The 19,337-nt window shown below is 66.0% G+C and carries 20 protein-coding genes; 5 read left to right on the top strand and 15 right to left on the bottom strand.

The genetic code is table 11. The features are described 5' to 3' along the window. Window positions 1–58: 58 nt before the first annotated feature. From metK to pyrR, 12 genes are all read right to left on the bottom strand, one after another. Window positions 59–1,270 (bottom strand): methionine adenosyltransferase, encoded by a 1,212-nt coding sequence (metK, locus tag AB0L63_RS15960; RefSeq protein WP_364500558.1) that lies wholly within the window; start codon window positions 1,268–1,270, stop codon window positions 59–61. Between the two features lie 283 nt (window positions 1,271–1,553). Next, window positions 1,554–2,777 (bottom strand): bifunctional phosphopantothenoylcysteine decarboxylase/phosphopantothenate--cysteine ligase CoaBC, encoded by a 1,224-nt coding sequence (gene coaBC, locus AB0L63_RS15955; protein WP_364500555.1) that lies wholly within the window; start codon window positions 2,775–2,777, stop codon window positions 1,554–1,556. A gap of 25 nt (window positions 2,778–2,802) precedes the next feature. Next, entirely contained in the window at window positions 2,803–3,084 is a 282-nt protein-coding gene (rpoZ, locus tag AB0L63_RS15950; protein ID WP_040692158.1) for a DNA-directed RNA polymerase subunit omega, read from the bottom strand. Between the two features lie 58 nt (window positions 3,085–3,142). Beyond that, entirely contained in the window at window positions 3,143–3,727 is a 585-nt protein-coding gene (gmk, locus tag AB0L63_RS15945) for a guanylate kinase (protein ID WP_364500551.1), read from the bottom strand. A gap of 8 nt (window positions 3,728–3,735) precedes the next feature. Further along, window positions 3,736–4,053: an integration host factor, actinobacterial type gene (mihF, locus tag AB0L63_RS15940; protein WP_062993489.1), complete on the bottom strand. Its 318-nt coding sequence runs from the start codon at window positions 4,051–4,053 to the stop codon at window positions 3,736–3,738. Window positions 4,054–4,712: 659 nt separating this feature from the next. Beyond that, window positions 4,713–5,537 carry an orotidine-5'-phosphate decarboxylase gene (gene pyrF / locus AB0L63_RS15935; protein WP_364500548.1) on the bottom strand — a complete coding sequence of 275 codons (825 nt, stop codon included), beginning with the start codon at window positions 5,535–5,537 and terminating at the stop codon, window positions 4,713–4,715. A 16-nt stretch (window positions 5,538–5,553) separates the two neighbouring features. Next, complete coding sequence (gene carB, locus AB0L63_RS15930) at window positions 5,554–8,865, bottom strand: carbamoyl-phosphate synthase large subunit (RefSeq protein WP_364500545.1); 3,312 nt, start codon at window positions 8,863–8,865, stop codon at window positions 5,554–5,556. Then, the gene (gene carA, locus AB0L63_RS15925) at window positions 8,865–9,980 is read right to left on the bottom strand and encodes a glutamine-hydrolyzing carbamoyl-phosphate synthase small subunit (RefSeq protein ID WP_364500542.1); all 1,116 of its coding nucleotides are present in this window, start codon (window positions 9,978–9,980) and stop codon (window positions 8,865–8,867) included. Before carA ends, carB begins: the two co-directional genes overlap by 1 nt. Next, on the bottom strand, window positions 9,977–10,474 hold the full coding sequence (locus AB0L63_RS15920; protein WP_364500539.1) for a transporter: 498 nt from the start codon (window positions 10,472–10,474) through the stop codon (window positions 9,977–9,979). The genes carA and AB0L63_RS15920 overlap by 4 nt, the downstream gene beginning before the upstream one ends. Then, window positions 10,475–11,770, bottom strand: a complete 1,296-nt coding sequence (locus tag AB0L63_RS15915; RefSeq protein ID WP_364500536.1) for a dihydroorotase — start codon at window positions 11,768–11,770, stop codon at window positions 10,475–10,477. It lies immediately after the preceding gene. Beyond that, window positions 11,767–12,723, bottom strand: coding sequence for an aspartate carbamoyltransferase catalytic subunit (locus AB0L63_RS15910; protein WP_364500534.1), 957 nt, complete (start codon window positions 12,721–12,723; stop codon window positions 11,767–11,769). Before AB0L63_RS15910 ends, AB0L63_RS15915 begins: the two co-directional genes overlap by 4 nt. Window positions 12,724–12,840: 117 nt before the next feature. Then, the gene (pyrR, locus tag AB0L63_RS15905) at window positions 12,841–13,476 is read right to left on the bottom strand and encodes a bifunctional pyr operon transcriptional regulator/uracil phosphoribosyltransferase PyrR (RefSeq protein WP_364500531.1); all 636 of its coding nucleotides are present in this window, start codon (window positions 13,474–13,476) and stop codon (window positions 12,841–12,843) included. A 137-nt stretch (window positions 13,477–13,613) separates the two neighbouring features. On the opposite strand from pyrR, the gene AB0L63_RS15900 reads away from it, so the two are divergent. The 3 genes from AB0L63_RS15900 to AB0L63_RS15890 all read left to right on the top strand — a co-directional run bounded on the left by AB0L63_RS15900 (window position 13,614) and on the right by AB0L63_RS15890 (window position 14,975). Continuing rightward, complete coding sequence (locus AB0L63_RS15900; protein ID WP_364500529.1) at window positions 13,614–13,778, top strand: hypothetical protein; 165 nt, start codon at window positions 13,614–13,616, stop codon at window positions 13,776–13,778. 51 nt (window positions 13,779–13,829) lie between these two features. Beyond that, window positions 13,830–14,456, top strand: a complete 627-nt coding sequence (locus AB0L63_RS15895) for an alpha-ketoglutarate-dependent dioxygenase AlkB (protein WP_364500526.1) — start codon at window positions 13,830–13,832, stop codon at window positions 14,454–14,456. Between the two features lie 72 nt (window positions 14,457–14,528). Continuing rightward, window positions 14,529–14,975 (top strand): SgcJ/EcaC family oxidoreductase, encoded by a 447-nt coding sequence (locus AB0L63_RS15890; RefSeq protein WP_364500524.1) that lies wholly within the window; start codon window positions 14,529–14,531, stop codon window positions 14,973–14,975. A gap of 7 nt (window positions 14,976–14,982) precedes the next feature. On the opposite strand, the gene AB0L63_RS15885 is transcribed toward AB0L63_RS15890, so the two are convergent. Continuing rightward, complete coding sequence (locus AB0L63_RS15885) at window positions 14,983–15,204, bottom strand: hypothetical protein (protein WP_364500521.1); 222 nt, start codon at window positions 15,202–15,204, stop codon at window positions 14,983–14,985. A 218-nt stretch (window positions 15,205–15,422) separates the two neighbouring features. On the opposite strand from AB0L63_RS15885, the gene AB0L63_RS15880 reads away from it, so the two are divergent. Then, entirely contained in the window at window positions 15,423–16,151 is a 729-nt protein-coding gene (locus AB0L63_RS15880) for an HD domain-containing protein (RefSeq protein WP_364500519.1), read from the top strand. Between the two features lie 49 nt (window positions 16,152–16,200). On the opposite strand, the gene AB0L63_RS15875 is transcribed toward AB0L63_RS15880, so the two are convergent. Further along, a complete protein-coding gene (locus AB0L63_RS15875; protein WP_364500516.1) occupies window positions 16,201–16,782 on the bottom strand; it encodes a helix-turn-helix domain-containing protein in 582 nt (193 codons plus the stop codon). 85 nt (window positions 16,783–16,867) lie between these two features. Here AB0L63_RS15875 and AB0L63_RS15870 point away from each other — a divergent pair, with 85 nt between their 5' ends. Next, complete coding sequence (locus AB0L63_RS15870) at window positions 16,868–17,836, top strand: zinc-binding dehydrogenase (protein ID WP_364500513.1); 969 nt, start codon at window positions 16,868–16,870, stop codon at window positions 17,834–17,836. A 247-nt stretch (window positions 17,837–18,083) separates the two neighbouring features. Here the strand turns inward: AB0L63_RS15870 and AB0L63_RS15865 are convergent, their stop codons facing one another. Further along, the gene (locus AB0L63_RS15865; RefSeq protein ID WP_364500510.1) at window positions 18,084–19,313 is read right to left on the bottom strand and encodes an FAD-dependent oxidoreductase; all 1,230 of its coding nucleotides are present in this window, start codon (window positions 19,311–19,313) and stop codon (window positions 18,084–18,086) included. Window positions 19,314–19,337: the final 24 nt, after the last annotated feature.

Here is a 19,337-nt window from a genome sequence, read left to right as displayed (position 1 = left end):
GGCGGCAGCCATGGCGGAGAGGTCCGCTGCGGGTTGGTGCACGCGGGTCCCGATATGCCTACAGGCCGACGGCCGCGCGCAGCTTGTCCGCCCGGTCGGTGTGCTCCCAGGGCAGGTCGACGTCGGTGCGGCCGAAGTGGCCGTATGCGGCGGTCGGCGCGTAGATCGGGCGCAGCAGGTCGAGGTCGCGGATGATCGCGCCGGGGCGCAGATCGAAGACCTCGGTGATAGCAGTGGCGATGCGGGCCGGATCGACCTTCTCGGTGCCGAAGGTCTCGACGAACAGACCGACCGGTGCGGCCTTGCCGATGGCGTACGCGACCTGGACCTCGACCCGGTCGGACAGTCCGGCCGCGACGACATTCTTGGCGACCCAGCGCATGGCGTAGGCGCCCGAGCGGTCCACCTTCGACGGATCCTTACCGGAGAACGCACCACCACCGTGGCGCGCCATGCCGCCATAGGTGTCGACGATGATCTTGCGCCCGGTCAGGCCCGCATCGCCCATGGGACCACCGAGGACGAATTTGCCGGTCGGGTTGACCAGCAATCGGACGTCGGAGGTGTCCAGGGTGGGCAGCGCGAGATCGGCGAGCACCGAATCGACAACCTTCTCGCGGATATCGGGGGCGAGCAGATTGTCCAGGTCGATGTCGGCGGCGTGCTGGGTGGAGATGACGACCGTGTCGAGGCGGACCGGGCGGTCGCCGTCGTATTCGATGGTCACCTGGGTCTTGCCGTCCGGACGCAGGTACGGGAGCACACCCGACTTGCGGACCTCGGTCAACCGACGCGAAAGCCGGTGCGCGAGTGCGATCGGCAGCGGCATCAACTCGGGGGTGTCGGTGTTGGCGTAGCCGAACATCAGGCCCTGGTCGCCCGCGCCCTGCCGCTCGATCTCGTCATCCGATCCGGCGGTGCGCGCCTCGTGCGAAGTGTCGACGCCCTGAGCGATATCCGGCGACTGCGCGCCGATCGCAATATTCACACCGCAGGAATTTCCGTCGAATCCCTTGGCGGACGAGTCGTATCCGATTTCCAAAACCTTTTCGCGGACGATTTTCGGAATATCCGCATAAGCCGATGTGGTGACCTCACCCGCGACGTGGACTTGGCCGGTGGTCACGAGGGTTTCCACCGCGACCCGGCTGCGCGGATCGGCCGCGAGCAGTGCGTCGAGGATGGAATCGCTGATGGCGTCACAGATCTTGTCCGGATGACCTTCGGTCACGGACTCACTGGTGAAAAGGCGGCTGCCAGACGTGGGCACAGTTCTTCCCTCTCCCTCAACGGGTTATTCGTATCGGATTGTGACGGTAACGCGATACGGTCACCAACAATCCTTCATTCAGACTATTCCAAACCACCGACACGACGGGGTTGACGACAGGCAACTGTCTCAGACTATTGAAATCCGTCGACATATCGGGCCGGGGCTCCAGCCTCCAACACATCGACCAGTCCAGGTTGCAGTGACACCAGCCTAACCATCACTCGGCGGTGTATCCACCAGACACCCTCAATGCACAGCAAACCAAGCGCCGCAACGGGTCTCAGCGCAGCAGCAGACCGAGCGCGTCCAGCACCCGGCTCGCGAGCAATGCCTTCGATCCATGGTCGAGCGCCTGTTCGGTGCCGTCGGCACCGAGTAGCCAGCCGTCATTGGTGTCGACCTCGAAGGCCTTACCCTCGCCGACCGCGTTCACGACCAGCAGATCACAGCCCTTGCGCGCCAATTTGGCCCGCGCATGCATGAGCACATCGCCATGCTCGTCACCGGTTTCGGCGGCGAAGCCGACGATCGCGGTTCCGGGTAGCTGACCGTCACGCCGCGCCTGGACCAGTCCGGCGAGAATATCGTCGGTCTTGGTCAGCGGGATCACGTCGGGCTCGTGTGCACCCTTCTTGATCTTGGCCGCGGCCACGGTGGTCGGCCGGAAGTCCGCCACGGCCGCGGCCATGATCACTGCGTCCGCGCCGACCGCATGCTTTTCGACGGCGGTCTTGAGCTGTTCGGCGGTGGTGATGTGCACGAGGTCGACGGCGGCGGGTGCGGCCATCTCGATCGTATTGCCCGCGATCAAGGTGACGTGGGCACCGCGCTGCGCAGCCACCCTGGCCAAGGCGTAGCCCTGCTTGCCGGAGCTGCGATTGCCGAGAAAGCGCACCGGATCCAGCGGTTCCCTGGTGCCACCCGCGGTGATCACCACCCGACGGCCCGTCAGATCACGCGGGATGGCGTCGGCGCGTTCCAGCAGCAGCGTCGCCAGCCCGAAGATCTCCTCGGGCTCGGGCAACCGGCCGGGCCCCGTATCGGTGCCGGTCAACCGGCCCGAGGCGGGTTCCATGACAATCGCACCGTGCGCGCGCAGCGTCGCGACATTGGCGACGGTGGCCGGATGCTCCCACATCTCGGTGTGCATCGCGGGCGCGAACAACACCGGACATCGGGCCGTCAGCAAGGTGGCGGTGAGTAGATCGTCGGCGCGGCCCTGTGCGGCACGCGCCATCAGATCGGCGGTCGCCGGGGCGATGACCACAAGGTCCGCCTCCTGGCCCAACCGCACATGCGGCACTTCGGGCACATCGGTGAACACATCGGTGTGCACCGGATTCCCGGACAGCGCTTCGAAGGTTGCCTTGCCGACGAACTGCAGCGCCGACTCGGTGGGGATCACCCGTACCTGGTGCCCGGTCTCGGTGAACCGGCGCACGATCGAACAGGCCTTATAGGCGGCGATCCCTCCGCCGACGCCGACGACGATCCGTGTGGTCACTACGCCTCCGGCCTAGATGTGGTTGTTACTCGCCTTCGGAGTGCTCGAGCAGGTCGGAGTGGATCTCACGCATCGCGACCGACAGCGGCTTCTCCTGCAGACCGGGCTCGACCAGCGGGCCGACATACTCGAGAATGCCGTCGCCGAGCTGGTTGTAGTAGTCGTTGATCTGACGGGCCCGCTTGGCCGCGTAGATCACCAGCGCGTACTTGGACGAGGTGCGCTCGAGCAACTCGTCGATCGGGGGGTTGGTGAGGCCGACCGGAGTGTCGTATGCGGGCGCGGGCTTGATGTCCGTACTGCTCACTGAGAGGGCTCCTGCGGGGATCGATTCTTCGGGTTGGGTAGTTTTCACAGAGTGCGGGTCACGAACTCGAATTTGTGCTAACGAACAACGATACCAACTGCTCACAGGCGCTGGTCACCTCGTCGTTCACTATGACGATGTCGAACTCGTCACAGGCCGCCAATTCGGTCCTGGCGGTCTCCAACCTGCGGGCGATCACCTCGGGTGATTCGGTACCCCGCGCGGTCAGCCGGGAAACCAATTCCTCCCAGCTGGGCGGGGCGAGAAATACCAGCAGCGCATCCGGCATGGCCTTGCGCACCGACCGTGCGCCCTCGAGGTCCACCTCGACGAGCACCGGCAGGCCGGCGACGAGTGCGTCACGCACCGGTTGCGCCGGAGTGCCCGAGCGCTGTAGTCCCCCGTGGATGTCGGCCCACTCGAGGAGTTCACCCGCCGCGATCATGGCGTCGAACTCCTCCCGGGACACGAACCGGTAGTCGCGGCCGTCGATCTCCCCGGGCCGGGGGGCCCGGGTTGTCGCCGACACGCTGAAGACCAGTTGGGGCAGTCGCTCGCGGACGCAACGGACCACGGTCGACTTGCCCACGGCCGAGGGGCCGACCAGTACTACCAGTCGACCCTTCCGCGTGTGTTGGACCACCTCGGTGGTCAGGCGAAGTCGAATCGGGCGAGCAGCGCCTTGCGCTGCCGATCACCCAGTCCGCGCAGCCGCCGGGTGGGGGCGATCTCCAGCTCGCTCATGATCTCCGCCGCCTTGACCTTGCCCACCTTGGGCAGGGCCTCCAGCAGCGCCGACACCTTCATCTTGCCGAGGATCTCGTCGGTTTCGGCATCGGTGAGGACCTGCTTCAGGTCGGTGCCGCCACGCTTCAGGCGCTCCTTGAGCTCCGCCCGAGCACGGCGAGCGGCAGCCGCCTTCTCCAAAGCAGCGGCGCGCTGCTCGTCAGTCAGCTGGGGAAGGGCCACGGTTCCTCCGTCTCATCGTTCATTGCATCAACTCCTGCCGGTAACCCAGCAGTCTCAGCGACCGTACCCACGACGTTGCCCGATTGCGAACCCACCCCCCAGGTCAGCGCATGATTCGCCGGTGTCGTAGGGGTGGGACCGGCGGGATGCGCACAGCGCGTCGATCGCTGCGGTGATCCTACCGCCGATATCTTGAAATGCCCCGCGAGCAGGGCTTTTCCATGCCGTAAGTGGGTTAGCGGGGCAATTGCGGCGACAACCCGCATCGCGCCAGCAACCGGTAACCTGTCCGACCTGGAATTCTCTCGGATTTTTCCGCGTGTCGCGTTGTTCTTGCGCGTGTCGGAGACGAGAAATCATTGATTTCGGCCCTTCATACCTGCCGGAGCGACGCCGGGCCGGCGAACCGCAACGAAATCCCGCCATTCGCCGCGATCTCAGCGCAGCAAGCACGAACGGCACTCTGTGCCGGTCCAGTTCGCTCCGTAATCGATCAGGACACCGCCGCGGCCATCGGTGTGCCGGATGGCGGGGAAATCGGCGCAGCGGGCCGCACAGCTGTTCGATATGACACGTCATGCCCGTTCAACGGCCCGCCCCGTCCCGAAACGCGAAATGGACCGACGCCGAAACGCCGGTCCACCGCAATCATCACCACTTCATCGCCGGAGGAACGCGAACTCCTCCTGCAGCGCGCTCACCTTGGCACGCAGTGCCGAGACGGACGGACCGACACTGAGCACCTCGCGCGAAGCCGTCGGCACCGCAGCGTGCAACAACTCCTGCGGCACCAGTTCCCGCACCGTTTCCGGACCACCACCCTGCGCTCCGACGCCCGGCAACAGGATCGGGCCGTTGAGTCCCGCGAGCTCCGGCGTCTCGGTGAGGGTGGCCCCGAGCACGATGCCGACCGAGCCGAATTCCTGGCCCACATTGCACTGCGCCGCCGCGTCGACCATGGTTTGGGCGATCGTGCGACCGTCCGCCGCCAACGCCCGCTGCACCAGTGCACCTTCGGGGTTTGAAGTGGCGGCGAGTACGAAGACGCCGCGGCCGTTCGCCTCCGCCAGCGTCAAAGCCGGTGCGAGCGAACCGAATCCGAGATACGGCGAGAGCGTCAACGCATCCGAGCCGAGCGGTCCGTCGCCCAGCCAGGCGCGGGCGTAGGCGTCCATGGTCGAGCCGATATCGCCACGCTTGGCATCGGCGAGCACCAGGGTGCCCGAGCCGCGCAGCACCTCGATGGTGCGCTCCAGCACCGCGATGCCGCCGGAACCGTGAGCCTCGAAGAAGGCGGCCTGTGGTTTGATCAGCGCGACCCGGCCGTCGAAGGCCTCGACGCAGATCTCGGCGAATGCCTCGACACCACCGACATCGTCGGTGAGGCCCCACGATTCGAGCAGGCCGGGATGCGGATCGATGCCGACGCACAGTGGCCCGAAGTGCCGCATTGCGTGCTGCAATCGGGCACCGAACGTTTTCATCGCACCGCCTCCATGGTCAGCCACGCAGCACCGAATGCAGTTCCTGCAGCGAACGCACCCCGATGCCGCCGTTGATACTCGCCTCGATGCCCTGCACCGCCGCGGCCGCACCCTGCACCGTGGTGATGCACGGAATGTTCACCCCGACCGCCGCCGTGCGGATCTCGTAGCCGTCCACGCGCGGCCCGGAATTGCCGTACGGGGTGTTGAACACCATGTCGACCTCGCCATCGCGGATCTGCTCCACGATGGTTGGCTGGTCGGCCGGACCGTCCTCGGAATGCTTGCGCACTTGTTCGCACGGAATTCCGTTGCGGCGCAGCATTTCCGCGGTGCCCTCGGTGGCCAGGATGCGGAAGCCGAGATCGTTGAGGCGCTTGACCGGGAACACCATGGCGCGCTTGTCCCGGTTGGCGATCGAGACGAAGACGGTGCCCTCCGTCGGCAGCGAACCATAGGCTGCGGCCTGGCTCTTGGCGAAGGCCGTGCCGAAATCGGCGTCGATGCCCATGACCTCACCGGTGGACTTCATCTCCGGCGAGAGCAGCGAATCCACACCGCTGCCGTCGGCCTTGCGGAACCGGTGGAACGGCAGCACCGCCTCCTTCACCGCGACCGGCGCGTCGAGCGGCACGTGGCCACCGTCGCCCTCGGCGGGCAGCATGCCCTCCTTGCGCAGTTCGGCGATGGTTTCGCCCATGGTGATCCGCGCGGCCGCCTTGGCCAGCGGCACCGCGGTGGCTTTCGAGACGAACGGAACCGTCCGGCTCGCCCGTGGATTCGCCTCGAGAACGTAGAGCACATCGTCCTTGAGCGCGTACTGCACATTGAGCAGGCCCTTGACACCGATGCCCTTGGCCAGCGCGATGGTGGAGCGGCGCACCGCCTCGATATCGCTGCGGCCCAAGGTGATCGGCGGCAGCGCGCAGGCGGAGTCGCCGGAGTGGATGCCCGCCTCTTCGATGTGCTCCATCACACCGCCCAGGTAAACCTCGTCGCCATCGCAGAGCGCGTCGACGTCGATCTCGATAGCGTCTTCCAGGAAGCGGTCGACCAGTACCGGATGTTCTGGACTGAGTTCGGTGGCCCGGGAGATATAGCCCTCCAGTGACGCCTCGTCGTAGACGATTTCCATGCCGCGTCCGCCGAGCACATAGGAGGGGCGCACCAATACCGGATAGCCGATGCCCGCGGCGATCTTCTTGGCCTGCGCGAAGGTGGTCGCGGTGCCGTACTTCGGCGCGGGCAGGCCGGCGGCCACCAGGACGTCACCGAACTCGCCGCGATCCTCGGCCAGGTCGATCGCGGCGGCACTGGTGCCGACCACCGGCACACCGGCATCGGTGAGGCGCTGCGCCAGCCCCAGCGGGGTCTGCCCGCCGAGCTGCACTATCACACCGGCGACCGTGCCCGATTCGGTTTCGGCGTGGTAGACCTCCAGCACATCCTCGAAGGTCAGCGGCTCGAAGTAGAGCCGGTCGGCGGTGTCGTAGTCGGTGGAGACGGTCTCCGGGTTGCAATTGACCATGACAGTCTCGTATCCGGCCTGCGAAAGCGTCTGCGCCGCATGGACACACGAGTAGTCGAACTCGATGCCCTGGCCGATCCGGTTCGGCCCGGAACCGAGGATGATCACCTTGTCCCGTTCGCGCTGCGGCGAGACCTCCGACTCTGTGCCTTCGAAATCGAGCTCGTAGGTCGAGTAGTGGTACGGGGTTTTGGCCTCGAACTCCGCGGCGCAGGTGTCGACGGTCTTGAAGACCGGACGGACACCGAGCCGGTGCCGCAGTACGCGCACGCCGGTCTCACCCGCCAATTCCGGTCGCAGCGCGGCGATCTGGCGATCGGAAAGGCCGTAATGCTTGGCGCGGCGCAGCAGCGGCTCGTCGAGCACGGGTGCGTCGATGATCTCCCGGCGTAGCTCGACAAGTCCGGCCACCTCGGCGACGAACCAGGGGTCGATGCCGGAGGCCGACGCGACGTCTTCGATGCTCGCGCCCAGGCGCAGCGCGCGCTCCACCTGGTAGATGCGCCCCTCCGTCGGGGTGCGCAGATCTGCCAGGATGGCCTCGGTATCGGTCCATTTGCCGTCGTCCTGGGTCCAGAAGCCCGCGGCCTTGGTTTCCAGCGAGCGCAGCACCTTGCCGAGCGCCTCGGCGAAGTTGCGACCCAACGACATCGCCTCGCCGACCGACTTCATGGTGGTGGTCAACGTGTCGTCGGCGCCGGGGAACTTCTCGAAGGCGAAGCGCGGCGCCTTGACCACCACATAGTCCAGGGTCGGCTCGAAACAGGCTGGAGTTTCCTTGGTGATGTCGTTGACGATCTCGTCCAAGGTGTAGCCGATGGCCAACTTGGCGGCGATCTTGGCGATCGGGAAACCCGTCGCCTTGGAGGCCAATGCGGACGAGCGCGAGACGCGCGGATTCATCTCGATGACGATCAGGCGGCCGTCACGCGGATTCACCGCGAACTGGATATTGCAGCCGCCGGTGTCGACGCCGACCTCGCGCAAGATATCGATGCCGAGGTCGCGCAGCCGCTGGTATTCGCGGTCGGTGAGGGTCATGGCGGGTGCGACGGTGACCGAATCACCGGTGTGCACACCCATCGGGTCCACATTCTCGATCGAGCAGACCACCACGACATTGTCGCGGCCGTCGCGCATCAGCTCGAGTTCGTATTCCTTCCAACCCAGGATGGATTCCTCGATGAGCACATTGGCCGTCGGCGAGGCGGCCAGGCCGCCGCCGGCGATGCGATCCAGGTCCTCGTTGTTGTAGGCCATCCCGGAGCCAAGGCCGCCCATAGTGAACGACGGCCGCACGACCACCGGAAAGCCCAGTTCCGCAACGGTTTCGCGGACCTCGTCCATGGTGTGGCAGACCTTGGAGCGCGCGCTCTCGCCGCCGACCTTGGCGACGATGTCCTTGAACTTCTGCCGGTCCTCACCACGCTGGATGGCCTCGAAGTCGGCGCCGATCAGCTCGACGTTGTACTTCTGCAGCACACCACGCTCGTGCAGGGCGACCGCGGTATTCAGTGCCGTCTGCCCGCCGAGGGTGGCGAGAATGGCGTCGGGGCGCTCCTTTTCGATGACCTTCTCGACGAATTCCGGGGTGATCGGTTCCACATAGGTGGAATCGGCGAATTCCGGATCGGTCATGATGGTCGCCGGGTTGGAGTTCACCAGCGATACCCGCAGGCCCTCGGCCCGCAGCACCCGGCACGCCTGGGTGCCGGAGTAGTCGAATTCGCAGGCCTGGCCGATGACGATCGGACCGGAGCCGATCACCAGGATGTGCTTCAGATCCTCGCGGCGAGGCATCAGGCTCCTTCCATGAGACCGGCGAAACGGTCGAAGAGATAGGCGGCGTCATGGGGTCCGGCGGCGGCCTCCGGGTGGTACTGCACCGAGAATGCACGGCCGTCGACCAGGCGTACGCCTTCGACGGTGCCGTCGTTGGCGCAGACGTGGCTGACCTCGGCCTTGCCGAACGGGGTGTCGAACTGTTCGCCCTGTTCGCCCTCCAGCGCGAAGCCGTGGTTTTGCGCGGTGATCGAGATCCGGCCGGTCTCGTGTTCGACGACCGGGATATTGATGCCGCGGTGGCCGAACTTCATCTTGTAGGTCTTGCGGCCCAAGGCGCGGCCGAGGATCTGATTGCCGAAGCAGATGCCGAACAGCGGCAGCCCCTGCTCCAGCACCCCCTGGGTGATAGCGACCGCGCCGTCCTGGGTGGCCGGGTCGCCCGGACCGTTGGACAGGAAGACACCGTCCGGCTTCAGTTCCAGGATCTGGTCGAGCGAGACGGTCGACGGCACCACATGCACCCGCATGCCACGCTGGGCGAACATGCGCGGGGTATTGGTCTTGATGCCGAGGTCGACCGCGACCACGGTGAAGCGCGGGTCGCCGTTCGGTTCGATCGTGTACAGCCTGTCGGTGCTGACCTCTTCGGCCAGATCCGCGCCGAGCATCGAGGGCTGTCCATTGACCCGCGCCAGCAGTTCGTCGGCGTCGGCCAGCGCCGAACCCGAGAAGATACCCGCCTTCATCGAACCGCGGGTGCGCAGGTGGCGTACCAACGCGCGGGTGTCGATACCCGCGATGCCGACGATCCGCTGGCGGTCCAGCTGGTCCTGCAGTGTGCCGGTCGAACGCCAGTTCGACGCGACGCGCGAGGCGTCGCGAACCGCGTATCCGGCGACCCAGATCTTGCCGGATTCGTCGTCCTCGTCGTTCCAGCCGGTATTGCCGATCTGCGGGGCCGTGGCCACCACGATCTGGCGGTGGTAGCTGGGGTCGGTGAGGGTCTCCTGGTACCCGGTCATCGCGGTGCAGAACACCGCCTCACCGAGTGTTTCGCCGACGGCGCCGAAGGCCGTGCCGCGGAAAACCCGGCCGTCCTCCAGTACCAATGCTGCTACTTCTTGTTTCATCCCTCGTCGTCTCCCGTCATCGTCCTGGCCCACGCCGGGTACACCGTCTTGTCGTCACCTCGGAACCCGGTATCTATCTCGGTTCCGGTCGGCAGCTTCCAGCGAATTACCAGCACACCATCTTCGGTCATCACCTTGCCCGCATGTCCGCGTTCGGTCCGCACCGCGGTAATGGATTCCTGCGGAATCCAGATCACCGTCGCACCGTCGCGCTCGAGCAGAATCCCCCGTTCGAACCGCGTAAGTTCCGCCGTGGCCCGGAAACCCAAGTCGCCCACCGCGATCCGGTCCTGCCAGCTGGGTGCGATGGTGCTGCCGAGATACACTCCGGTGGTCGGCTCGAGCACCTGAGCACCGAGATCACCCGGCACATGCGGTAGTTCGCCGATCCGTGCCGCCTGCCGCGCGGCGCGATTCTGCCAACCTCGGTACATCAACCAGATGCACAAGGCGAACAGTGCGAGCAGTCCGACCACCCACAGCGTTCTTTCCACTTACGAACCTCCCACCGCCTTGCCCGCACGGGCGGTTACCCGGCCGCGGAGCAACGTCGCTGTCACCCGGGCCGGGAACGTCATGTCCTCGAACGGCGTGTTATTGGAAATACTGGCGAGCTCCGCGGCCCGCACTGTCCAGGCCGCATCCGGATCGACCAGCGTCAGGTTGGCCGGTTCACCGACTTCGATCGGGCGGCCGTGGCCGTCGAGGCCGACGATTTCGGCCGGACGCTCGCTCATCACGTGGGCGACACCGCGCCAGTCCAGCAGGCCGGGTTCGACCATGGTCTGCACAATGATCGACAGCGCGGTTTCCAGCCCGAGCATACCGGGGCGGGCGGCGGCGAATTCGCAGCACTTGTCCTGTTCGGCGTGCGGGGCGTGGTCGGTCGCGACGCAGTCGAGGATGCCCTCGGCGAGTGCCTGCCGTAGTGCGATGGTGTCGGAAACCTCGCGCAGTGGCGGGTTCACCTTGTTGACCGCGTCGTAGGTCTCCAGGCGCGAGTCATCGAGCAGCAGATGGTGCGGGGTGACCTCGGCAGTGATCGAAATCCCTTGCGCCTTGGCCCATTTCACCAATTCGACAGTGCCGGCGGTGGATGCGTGGCAGATGTGCACGCGGGCGCCCGCGTCCCGGGCCAACAGTGCGTCCCGGGCGACGATCGACTCCTCCGCGGCGCGCGGCCAACCGGCCAAGCCGAGGCGGGCGGCGGTCGGACCTTCGTGCGCGACAGCGCCTTTGGTCAGGCGTGGCTCCTCGGCGTGCTGGGCGATCAACACGCCGAGGGAGTTCGAGTACTCCAGTGCGCGGCGCATGAGCAGCGGGTCGTAGACGCAGTGGCCGTCATCGGAGAACATGCGCACCGCGCCGACACCGGCGGCCATGGTGCCCATTTCGGCAAGCTGCTTACCTTCCAGGCCGACCGTGACCGCACCCACCGGATACACATCGACCAGGCCGATCTCCTGGCCGCGCCGCCATACATGATCGGTGACCACCACCGAATCGGCGACCGGGCTGGTATTGGCCATGGCGAAGACAGCGGTATAGCCACCGAGTGCCGCGGCGGCGGAACCGGTTTCGATGGTTTCGGTGTCCTCGCGGCCGGGTTCGCGCAGATGGGTGTGCAGATCGACGAAGCCGGGCAACAGGATCTGTCCCTGCGCGTCGATGACCTCGGCGTCGACAATGCCCAGATCCGTTCCGATGGCGGCGATTACACCATCGCGCACGAGCACGTCGACCGGCTCGCCTTCGCCGTACGGTCGAACACCCTTGAGCAGCAGGCTCATGCGGCAGCCTCCTGGGTACCGACCAGCAGCCGGAACAGCACGGCCATCCGCATATGTACTCCGTTCGTCACCTGTTGCAGGATCGCCGCCTGCGAGGAATCCGCCACGGGCGAGGCGATCTCCATACCGCGCAGCATCGGACCTGGATGCAGGACGACCGCGTTCGCGTCCAGCATTGCGAGCCTGCGCTCGGAAAGTCCGTAGTTGACCGAATACTCGCGGGCCGACGGGAAGAAACCGCCGTTCATCCGCTCTTGTTGAACCCGCAGCATCAGCACCGCATCGGCGCCGGGCAACTCGGCATCGAGCGACGCCGAGATCCGGGCGGGCCACAGATCCGCGCCGACCGGCAGCAGCGTGCGCGGCGCGACCAGCACCACTTCGGCGCCAAGGGTGTTGAGCAGGAAGACATTCGAGCGCGCGACCCGGCTGTGCAGGATATCGCCGACGATGACGATCCGCTTGCCCTCGATATCGCCGAGGCGCTGCCGCAGGGTCAGCGCGTCCAGCAGCGCCTGCGTCGGATGCTGGTGAGTGCCGTCACCGGCATTGATGATGGCTGGGCCTCGACGCCCCTCGGAAACCGCCCAGGCATCCATCCACCCCGCGATCTGGTGGGCCGCACCCGAGGCCGGGTGCCGGACGATGAGCGCGTCCGCGCCTGCCGCGTGCAGAGTCAGCGCGGTATCGCGCAGTGATTCGCCCTTGGTAACCGAGGAGCTGCTCGCGCTGACATTGATCACATCGGCACTCATCCACTTGCCCGCGACCTCGAACGACACCCGGGTGCGGGTGGAGTTCTCATAGAAGACCGTCATCACGGTGCGGCCGCGCAGCGTCGGCAGCTTCTTCACCTCGCGGCCGAGCAGCGCCTGCTCGAAACGTTCGGCCTCGTCGAGCAATTCGGTGGCAGTGCCACGATCGAGGTCGGTCACCGTCAGCAGATGCCTCACGACCTCACCTCGCTGACGCTCGGCTCCGTCGCTCGGCCTCGGGCCGCTGTGTTCATGGTTCGCTCGCTACGCTCGCTCACGATTCCACCTCGCTGACACTCGCTTCGGCGAGCCGGTTCACTGCGCTTCCTCCTGATGCAAATAGACGCCGTCGCGGCCGTCGTGTTCGGTGAGTAGTACGCAGATGTCCTCACTGCGGGAGGTCGGCACGTTCTTGCCGACGAAATCCGCGCGGATCGGGAGTTCGCGATGGCCGCGGTCGATGAGCACCGCGAGTTGGACGGCGCGGGGGCGGCCCAGATCGCGCAGACCGTCGAGAGCGGAACGCACGGTGCGGCCGGAGAAGAGCACGTCGTCGACCAGGACCACGAGTGCATCCTCTATGCCGCCCTCGGGTACCGAGGTGCGCTCGAGCGGGCGGTGCGGGCGGCTGCGCAGATCGTCGCGATAGAGGGTGATGTCGAGCGAGCCGAGGGCCGGGCGAACCCCGGAGAATTCCTCGATCTTGTCGGTGAGACGCGCGGCCAGGGTGGTACCGCGGGTGGGAATGCCGATCAGCACCACGCGGGGTGCGTCCGGGTCGCCCGCATCCAGGGCGGTTTTTTCGATGATCTGATGCGCGATGCGCGCGATGGTCCGGCCGACGTCGGAAGGAGACAGCAACTCGCGTCCCGCGCTCACCCAATCGGGGGTGTGTCGCTGCGACGTTTCGGCAGCGCCGGACTTGGCGGCCCGTTCCTCGGGCACGGCCATGCCGACCTCCTTCCCCGCCTCACCGGACGGTCCGTTAAAGGATGTCTTACGGCATGCAGCCTAGCAGCGCCGTTTGCACCGCTTTAACCAGGCATATCCTGCTGTGAGCGGGGCCACGTGCGATTCGGACACTCCGAGTGTTCGAGAGGTGCGCCTACGGACCACCGCCCCTCGCCGTTTTCCGTGAAGCCCTGCTCACCATCAGCTGGAGCACCGCCATGATGGGCGATCTTCCGCTCACCGACGACGAGTGCTACACGGCCGCTGTCGATATCGCACGTGACATTCTCACCAAGAATTGAATGACCGTTTCTCGCTAGCACATATGTTCGATTAGGCGTAGATTCGGCGGCATGCCGACACCGCTGCAGGGATCATTGCTCGACGGGTTCGGGGATATCGAGGTGGGCGAGCTCGGTGGTGTACGCCGGACGGCGTTGAGTCATAACGCCTGGGTGGATGTGCTGCCCGGGTGGTTGTCGGGGGCGGATCTGCTGTTCGAACGCCTGGTGGACGGGGTGCCGTGGCAGGCGGAGCGGCGGCCGATGTACGACCGGGTGGTTGACGTGCCGCGGCTGCTGTGTTTCTACGAGGAGGGCGCGCAGTTGCCGGACCCGGCGCTGGGCGAGGCACGGGAGGCACTGACCGCGCACTATCGCGCGGAACTCGGCGAACCGTTCCGCACGGCCGGGTTGTGCTTCTACCGCGACGGACGCGACAGCGTGGCCTGGCACGGCGATACCTTCGGGCGCGGGGCGACCGATGACACCATGGTCGCCATCATTTCGATCGGTGCGCCGCGCGCACTCCTGCTGCGACCGCGCGGCGGGGGCGCGAGTCTCCGATTTCAGGTCGGACATGGCGATCTGCTGGTCATGGGCGGCTCATGCCAGCGCACCTGGGAACACGCCGTACCGAAGACGCGCAGGCCGACCGGGCCGCGAATCAGCATTCAATTTCGACCGCGGGGCGTGCGCTGATCTCGCGAACGGTTGTGACGGAGCCGACAGCCTGTTGACCTGAACTAAAGTTGAGATAAGAGGCTGATGGCCATGAGCGCAACAACAATTCAGCCCGTGGTCGCCGACACCACTGTCGACCACACCGCGGACATTGCGGCAATCGAGCAGATCATCGCCACTGTCGAAACCGCGTACAACACCAACGACGCCGAACTCATGACCGCCGATTTCACGGCCAACGCGGCGGTGGTCAATGCGGTCGGTGCGCTCATGGTCGGGAAAGACGCACTGCTGGCGGCCAATCGACGGGGCCTGGCGGGATTCTTGAAGGATCAGTATGTCCGCTACGAGGTCGCCGACATCGTATTCCTGCGGCCAGATATCGCGATCGCGCACAAACTCGCCCGGGCGACGACGGCCGAGGGCGAGTTGATCGATATCGATCACGCGATGATCGCGCTGTACGTTCTGGTCAAAGAGAACGGTCGGTGGTGGACTGCGGCGCGGCAGAACACACTGATCCCGCAGGCGAAGTAGCTGCAGTTCAGGGCGTGGCGAGCCGTTCCTCGTGCGTCGGGGAGCGACGACGGCGAACGGTCGCGCCATGCGACCAGATGGCCCACTGAACCTCCTCCGTCGAGGCCTGCCCATCGAATCGGACGAGCACTTCGGCGCGGGCCTGGCGAGCGATGTTCACCTTCCGCCGGTACTGACGGAAGATCTGCACCTCGCCTTTGTGGTCGTCGTCCAGGTACTCGTAGTCCATGCCGTAGTGGGCGTAGTTCCCGAGTGTCGCGAGCGAGGTTCCCCAGGATCGCAGCTAATCGCGCGCACCGAAAATCGTGACCATGCCGCCGATGCGGTCGATCCGTTCCCAACCGGTGGATACCATCGCCGCCGTCGCGCGGCAACGGATTTATTGTCGCGAAGTTGAACAATGGTCCATCTACAGCGGTGCGCGGCGGCCCCCGATAGATTGGCCATATGAGCAACCCTGGGGCGGGGGTTTTGGCCGTGATGCCGCTGCATACGATCAGCGAGGTCTACGGCGAGAGCGGACTGCGCGAACGACTACTGCTGGAAATCGCCGAACTGTCCGACACCGAACGGCTCACCGAGGCATTGGACCTGGCTACCGAACTGCACCGCGACGATCGTTACGGCCGCGAACCGTATCTGAGTCATCTACTGCGCGTTGCGATTCGGATCGTCAGCCACTACGAAGTGCGGGATCCGGATGTCGTCGCGGCCGGGCTGCTGCACGATTCCGTCGAGGACCACCCGGTCGAACTGGCCGGCGCGCGTCCCGGTTCGCCGAACGATGCCGCACTCGCGGAAATCGCGGCACGGTTCGGCGCCAGGGTCGCCGAACTCGTCGCCGCCGTCACCAATCCGGAACCCGATCCGGAGATCGATCGGCACGCACAATATCGCGAACACGTCGCGGCCAATCTCGATCGCGCGCCGTGGGCTCGGATCGTCAAATTCTCCGACTTCACCGATAACGGCGTCGGGATCCTCTACGCCGACGGTCCGGCGATGCGTAAACTCGCCACCAAGTACCGCCCGCTCACCGACATCTACCGCGACCTCGTCACCCGCGCCGACACTCCGCTTGCCGAGCACGTCAAGCGGCGCATCCTGCACCAACTCGACAGCGCCGACCAACGCTTCGACGCCATTCTCGCCAGAGATCAGGCGTCCTTCGAGTGATCTGCTTCAGAGCACGCTGGCACACCACCAGCCAGTACCGCTCAGGTCACTACGGCACGGGCGTGCGCAGCACCGATTGGACGAGTTGCCGGACCGCCGCGAGCAGCCGTTCGATCTCCCCCGCACGCGCGAGTCGCGACACCTGTTCGCCACCCAATGTGCCCAGCAGCAGCCTGCCGACGACCTCGGCATCCAGGTCCGGACGGGCCTCCCGCAGCAGCGCGGTGATGTGCGCGTCCCAGAATTCGTGGATCTCGGCGGCGCGCGGGTGCGGCGGGCCCTGCATGTAGGCGACAGTCACCTCGATGTTGTCTGTCATCATTCGCAGGAAGGCGTCGAAGAAGGCCAGCAATCGCTCCCCCGCCGGCGCCCCAGGGCCCAGCGGCGGCGGACCACTGCGGACCGCATCCATCAATGCGAAGGTGCTCTCGGCGATCATCTCGTGCAGTAGTCCGGCGCGATTGCCGAAGCGATGGAAGATCGTGCCCTTGCCGACACCGGCGGCCGCCGCGACCCGATCCATGGTTAACGCGTCGGCACCGTGTTCGGCAAGCAATGCGGCGGTCGCGGCCAGGATCGCCTCCCGATTACGCGCGGCATCCGCCCGTTCCCTCGGGCGTTCGTCGGTCATTCCACCACCTTTATTGACAACTTGACCGCCGGTCCATATTGTTCGAACAAACATCTGGACCAGCAGTCAAGTTATGGAGCTGACAATGCAAGCAATCGTAATGACGGGTATCGGCGGACCCGAGGTCCTGGTCGCACAGGATGTCGCCGCACCACATCCGGGCCCCGGCGAGCTGGTGATCCGCGCCGAGGCGATTCCGGTGCTGTTCCCGGAAACCAAACTGCGCTCGGGTGAGTTTCCGATGGCTACCGAACCACCGATGGTCTTCGGTTTCCAGGCCGCCGGAGTGGTCGTCGAGATCGGGGACGGGGTCGACACGGTTTTGCTGGGCCGACGAGTCGCGGTGGCCACCATGGGCTTCGGTTCCTACGCCGAATTCGTCTGCGCGCCAGCAGCTTCCGTGACCACGATCCCGGACGCCCTCTCGTCCGTCGACGCGGCCGCTGTCCTGATGGACGGATCGGTGGCACTGCCCCTGCTCGCGACCGCCGCACTCACCGGCTCCGAAACAGTTCTGATCGAAGCCGCCGCGACCGGAGTCGGCAGCGCACTCACCCAACTCGCCAAGGAATTCGGTGCCGCGCGCGTCATCGCGACCGCTGGCGGTTCCGAAAAGTCCTCGCGGGCAAAGGCATTGGGCGCCGATGAGGTGATCGACCACAACGCACCGGACTGGCCCACCCGACTGCGCGAAACCCTCGACGGCACCACGCTCGACGTCGTCTTCGATTCCATCGGCGGCACCACCGCCCGAGACCTGCTGGCAGCCATGACCCCGGTACGCGGCCGGATCCTCAGCTACGGCTGGCTCTCCGGAGCCCCAGCCCAGATCTCCACGACGGACCTGCTCCCCCACGGCCTCACCCTCACCGCCTGCGCCGGACCGGCCTGGCTCGCCGAAGTATCCCGCTCCGGCGCCGCCGCGCTCGACCGAGCCGCCACCGGAACCCTCACTCCCCAAGTCGATTCCGTCCTCCCCCTCGACGCGGCCGCCGAGGCCCACCGGCTTATCGAGCAGCGCTCTCCTATCGGCAAGATCGTGTTGCGCCCCTGACGCCGAGTATCAGCTCAGACCTCGACCGCCCTTCGCTGTTCTGAGCTGCCACCGCCTCGCAGTCAACGCAGGCCGGGTCGTCGTCACCCTCCCCACCGCAGTAGCGCGAAGAGCCGTACACCGTTGCGGGACTCACACCGCTCGGGCATTCGTATCACCGGAACCCCTTGCCGAGTGATGAAACACCATGTGGCCGTCGATGTTTCCCATGGATCATCACGTGCGCTGACTGCATCTAGCGGGCGCGTCAGGAACGGCGGGCGAAAGCTGGGGCGTGTTCGGGGAGTATTCCTCGGGCGATCAGGAATGGCGGCACGGTGCGCACGACAGGGATTCGGCGCAGGATGCGTAGCAGCAAAGGAGTCGTTGCGGCGTTGGCGATATCGATTCGGCCGGATAGGGCGGGGCGGATTACCGTGGCGTGGAGGACGCGTTGCAGGTCCTGGGTGACAACGGTTGGGAGGGTGCGGCGACGCTGCACCCTGGCCAGGTCGCGGGTGGTCAGGGTGCCCGAAGTCAGTAGTGGGGCAAGGATTCTCGCGGTGGCGACGGCGTCCTGGACGGCGAGGTTGATGCCGACGCCGCCGGCGGGGGACATCGCGTGGGCGGCGTCGCCGATACAGAGCAGACCGTCGGTGTACCACTTTGTCAGGCGGTCCAATTTCACATCGAGCAGTTTCACCTCATCCCAGTCCCGGAGCGCACCCTCCCGGTCACGCAGCCACGGTGCGGAATCGGCCATGCTGCGCACGATTTCGGTGACCGGACCGCGGCGGGCCGCTGCATCGCTGCCCTTGGCGATGAGGGTCGCCACCTGCCAGTAGTCACCGCGATCGAACATGACCGCGACGCGGTTGGCGCTGAGCAGTGCGAGCAAACCCGCGGGGTCGACATCGGTGCGCGGCAGCCGGAACCACCACACATCCATCGGTGTCGGCCAACTGCGTGAGCCGAGTCCGACCTCGGCCCGCAGCACCGAGTCACGGCCATCGCAGGCCACCGTCAGGTCGGCGCGGATCTCGCCCGTTTCGCCGTCGCTGGTCCGGTAGGCGACACCGGCGACCCGGCGGTCCTCCCAAATCACCGCTGTCGCTTCGGTGTTCATGCGCAGCCGGAAGCTCGGCTCTCGATCGGCCACCCCGGCCAAGAGGTCCAGCAGATCCCACTGGGGCACCATCGCGATGTATTTATGCGTACCGGGCAGATGTTCCAGGGTGAACACCGTCTGCACCGCCCCCCGGATCGGCAGCAGGACCTGCTGCAGTTTGCGCGAGGGCAGTTTCGCGAATTCCTCACCGAGACCCAGTTCGTCGAGCAGGTCCAGGGTCGTGGGATGCACTGTGTCGCCCCGGAAGTCGCGCAGGAAGTCCTGATGTTTCTCCAAAACGGTGACATCGATGCCGGCGCGGGCCAGCAGCAGCCCCAGCACCATGCCGGCCGGTCCACCACCGACCACCAGACACGTCGTGCTTTCCATTGCCCCGACCTCCCTCCGTGCGCA

Source organism: Nocardia sp. NPDC051990 (genome assembly GCF_040680755.1).
Lineage (GTDB): Bacteria > Actinomycetota > Actinomycetes > Mycobacteriales > Mycobacteriaceae > Nocardia.
This window is presented reverse-complemented; position numbering and strand designations above follow the sequence as displayed.